The following is a 1,301-nucleotide window of genomic DNA, read 5'->3' on the forward strand; positions in this document are numbered from 1 at the left end:
TCGGCCACGAAACCCCCCACACCATCACCCCCGACCACCCCTTCACCGAACTCGGATTCGACTCCCTCACCGCCATCGAACTCCGCAACCGACTCCGTGCCGCGACAGGCCTCGCCCTTCCGCCCACACTTCTCTTCGATTACCCATCAACGGGTGCACTCGCGGAATACATTCTTCGTGAGCTGGCCCCGGAGACCGAGAGCTCTGCGCATCAGATCACCCAGGTCCTCGATCAGCTTCAAGAGCTCCTGAATGAGATGAATACCGAGGAGACCGATAGTTCTCCGATTACCGCGAAGATGCGTGCGATGCTCAACGTCCTGGAAACCGGCGGGTCAAGCTCCGCGCCTAAGAAGGAAATTCAAGGTGCCGACGCTGAAGAGCTCTTCGACTTGATTGACAAGGGTCTTTAAAGACCTGCGTCAACACGTTTCTTGAATGTCCACCATCGGCGTGGCAAGAATAGGTGCAACCATGGCAAACGAAGAAAAGCTCGTTGAGTACCTGCGCCGAGTCTCCGGACAGTTGCAGGATGCGAATCAGCGGATTCGTGAGCTTGAGTCTCGGGAACGCGAGCCGGTTGCGATCGTCGGTATGGGATGCCGTTTGCCCGGTGGTGTTGAGACGCCGGAGGACTTTTGGCGGATGCTGGCCGAGGGCGGGTCGGGGATCTCCGATTTCCCGAGCGATCGGGGGTGGGATCTGGGGGAGATCTATGACCCGTCGCCCGATGCGGTGGGGAAGAGCTATACGACCAAGGGCGGGTTCCTGCACGGGGCGGCGGAGTTTGACGCTGGGTTCTTCGGGATCAGTCCGCGTGAGGCGCGGGCGATGGATCCGCAGCAGCGGTTGCTGCTGGAGGTGTCCTGGGAGGCGATCGAACGCGCCGGGATCGACCCTCACTCCCTGAAAAGCAGCACCACCGGCGTATTCATTGGATCGTTCACCAATGACTATCGGAGTGTCGCTGGTCGGCAGAGCGAGGAAACCGAAGGTTACATTATCACTGGAAATACCACTTCAGTGATGTCGGGACGCCTTTCTTATTTTCTGGGTTTGGAGGGGCCGGCGGTAACGCTGGATACGGCGTGTTCGTCGTCGCTGGTCGGTATTCATCTGGCGTGTGAATCGCTGCGTCGCGGTGAGAGTTCGATGGCACTGGCCGGGGGAGTGTCTGTTTGTTGTGACCCCGAAGTCTTCATCGAGTTCAGTCGTCAGCGGGGGTTGGCGGTGGATGGGCGGTGTAAGGCGTTTTCGGAGGATGCGGATGGGACGGGGTTCTCGGAGGGGTGCGGGGTGGT

General features: G+C 59.7%; 2 protein-coding genes. Both read left to right on the forward strand.

Translation table 11 applies throughout. From position 1 onward, the window contains the following. Positions 1-413 (forward strand): acyl carrier protein (locus CLV63_RS33070; RefSeq protein ID WP_146165745.1); only part of this gene is annotated, 413 nt, incomplete at its 5' end. A gap of 25 nt (positions 414-438) precedes the next feature. Beyond that, positions 439-1,301, forward strand: an 863-nt coding sequence (locus tag CLV63_RS33075) for a beta-ketoacyl synthase N-terminal-like domain-containing protein (RefSeq protein ID WP_211301607.1), incomplete at its 3' end; no start/stop codon positions are given.

The organism is Murinocardiopsis flavida (genome assembly GCF_003014485.1).
GTDB lineage: Bacteria > Actinomycetota > Actinomycetes > Streptosporangiales > Streptosporangiaceae > Murinocardiopsis > Murinocardiopsis flavida.